At 42.5% G+C, this 3,168-nt stretch carries 2 protein-coding genes; both read right to left on the bottom strand.

Annotated elements, in window-relative coordinates; genetic code table 11:
• Window positions 1–2,377, bottom strand: a 2,377-nt coding sequence (locus AC1DND_RS23915) for a SusC/RagA family TonB-linked outer membrane protein (protein ID WP_477585073.1), incomplete at its 3' end; no start/stop codon positions are given.
• Window positions 2,378–2,403: 26 nt separating this feature from the next.
• Window positions 2,404–3,168 (bottom strand): carboxypeptidase-like regulatory domain-containing protein (locus tag AC1DND_RS23910; protein WP_477585072.1); only part of this gene is annotated, 765 nt, incomplete at its 5' end.

Below are 3,168 nucleotides of genomic sequence, written 5' to 3'. Positions count from 1 at the left end.
GGTAAGGGTATGCCCAGGCACTTGGTCCTTGATTAACCGCTTCCGGGTCGATAAACTTCTTGATTGAAGAAAACTCATATAAGTTTTCTCCTGTAACAAATACACGAAGACGGTTTACATGGAATTTTTTGGTCCATTGAACCGGTAGCGTATAACCAAGCGATACATTTTTGATTCTCAGGTAAGCACCATTTAGCAAATATTTAGTTTGGGGGATATCTAAACCCGATCCATAATTGGCATCAGCAAGCCACGATTGCAATACCGGGTATTGCGAATCGGTATTGGCATCAGCAAGTCCGGCAGCAATATATGACGCAGAGTGTTTAGCCCTTTGTTCTGGCGAATCAGCTGTTCCACGGTAAAAATCAAGGTTCCAAGGGTAAACGTTAGCATATGGCTGTTGATAAGGACCCCAGAAAAGGTAATGGTGCGGATAAAAATCTCTTTTTAATACGCCTTGCAAAAACACAGAAAGATCGAATCCACCCCAATCCATATTCAGGTTGGCACCAATGGTATAACGGTCAGAGCTGTTTCCAATGATTTTTAAATCTTTTGGATCGTTTGAACTCAGTCCTTTTTCTATTTTTTTGTTCCCGTCAAGATCTACATATTTTGGCCATCCCTCAACAATAGAAAGGGCTCCCCAAGGTATAAGTGCAGATTCATCTAAAGCGGCAATTTCCGCTTTATTACGGAAAACGCCATCATTCTGTAGTCCCCAAATTTCTCCAAGAACTTGTCCTTCGCGGTAATTTGAAAATAGGTTCTGATCATTTTTGAACTTGGTAATTTTGGCTTTAGAATCGGCCAGGAATACTTTTGCATCAAAGCTGAAAGGTTTTGAACCGAGATCAAACCTGTCTCTATAGGTTACCGAAAGTTCCCATCCTTTGGTGCGTAGATCGGCTGAATTCTGACGTGGTACACCGGTACCCAACACACCTGGTAGTTCTTGTCCTGCAGTAAGCATGCCTTTGGTATCGCGGATATAATAATCGAAAGTTAAAGAAAGTTTATCATTCAATAGGCCAATATCGGTACCCATATTCAAGGTAGAAACCCTTTCCCATGTATAGGTTTGAGGATCAACGCTTAGTCCCGGAGCCCCATTAATTACCTGGTTCTGCCCATTGCCACCAATTAAATAACCTGAAGTGCCTGGTACAAGAGATTGGATATAGCCAAAATCGCCCACATTCTGATTTCCAAGATCGCCATATGAGGTACGTAATTTGAAGGTAGATATTGCAGGTGAAAGTGACTTAAAGAAATCTTCGCCACTCACTATCCAGGCAAGCGATGCCGAAGGGAAAAATCCCCAGCGTCTGTCAATCGGAAAACGTGATGAACCATCATACCTTCCGGTAGCCTCCAGGATGTACCTGTTTTTGTAGGTGTAATTTAATCTCGAAAACGCACTATTGGTTGCATAAGCCGAATAGCCCGCACTGGCTGTAGCCGTACCGCTGGTAAGCGATAAATATGGCAGAGAAGAAGAAATAAGGATATCTTTACTTGCGTTTACAGTAGAATAGCTATAATCTTCGCTATTAAAACCTACCATTGCACTGAAGAAATGATCGCCTAGCGTTTTTTTATACGTGCTATATATATTAAATGCATTGTTATACAGGTAGCCATTGTTTTCGGTTACTGAACCGTTTCCACCTTCTTCGCGGATATCATTTGGGCCATAGCCAATTTTGTATTTTTTACTATCGTTATGTGTTTTCCAAAGCTCGCGTTTAAAAGATGCATCAGCATTTACCTGAAGATCGCCTTTTAAAAATAAGGCTGTAGCACTGGTAATGTTCTGGAAACCAAACATGTTTTGAAGGTTGTTCCCTCCATCAACAAGTTTTGCAGCCAATTTACCAGCAGCGGTATTTGCCCAGGTACCATCAGGGTTTTTAGCCACATCGGTAGGCATGAGGTAATACAGATCGGTAATGTTTCCGTTGGGAAGTGCTCTTTTGGTCTGATAAATATTCAGGTTATTATCAACTTTAAGCCACGAAAGCGGAGAAAAACCCACTTTTGACCTTAGTCCATAACGGTCCCAATAATCGGCAGTAAGTTTGTTTAGTCCGTTATCTCTGCTGTAATCTGCTGAAAGGTAATAGGTTAATGGTTTTTCGTTTACGGCAGCTCCACCAGAAAAGGTAAGGGTATGGCTTTTAGATAAACTCGAGTTATTGAAAAAGTAATTGTACCAATCGTTGCTACCCATATAGGCCCATTTGGTAGGATCGGTTGGGTTTAACCGGGTATCGGCTATGGAAGGATTATCTGACCGTTCCTTTGCCCAGCGGTAATACTCATCGTTATAATTCACATAATCCCATGGGGTATTATCCGTAGAGGTTTCCAAAACCCTCGAAAAAATATAAGGATCGGTTACTGGTTTAGGTAATAGGGTTGGTTTTCCCCAAGATTGCGGGTATTGTAGCTAATTACATTATTGCCTGCAGCACCTTGTTTAGTGGTAATCAAAATTACGCCAAATGCGGCACGTGCTCCATAAATGGCTGCCGATGCCGCATCACGCAATATTGTAAACGAAGTGATATCAGAAGGGGTTAAGCGTAACATATCGTCATTGCTTGTAGCAGGAATACCATCAATAACAATTAATGGCGAGCCACCGTTAATAGAAGTATATCCCCTGATGTTGATGTTGGGTACACTGCCCGGCGCACCACCTGCATAAGTGATATTCAACCCAGGACTGATACCCTGTAAACCCTGCAATACGTTGGTTACCGGTCTCGATTCGAGCTGCTTGCCAGAGATCTGATCAATTGCGCCGGCAACATTGATTTTTTTCTTGGTTCCAAACCCAACTACCACTACCTCATCGAGGTTGGCAAAGTCAGGAGATAGAGAAACGTCGATTTTTGTTCTTCCAGCAACGGCAATTTCCTGCTGCTTGTAGCCGATGTAGGAAAAAATAAGGGTGGCATTAGGTTTTACACTGCTTAAGGTGTAAACACCACTACTGTTGGTAGCGATGTGCAGGTTTGTGCCTTTTACAGTAATGTTTACGGCAGGGAGCGTTTCGCCCGTCTTTGCGTCAGAGACCACACCTTTAATRGCGATCCCTTGAGCAAAGCCACTAGCGGATAGGATCAACAGCGTGAACATCCAGAATAGCTTTTTTTT

Source organism: Pedobacter sp. 01N416 (genome assembly GCF_056399685.1).
Note: the sequence above shows the minus strand (reverse complement) of the source record. Positions and strands in the feature narration are given on the sequence as shown.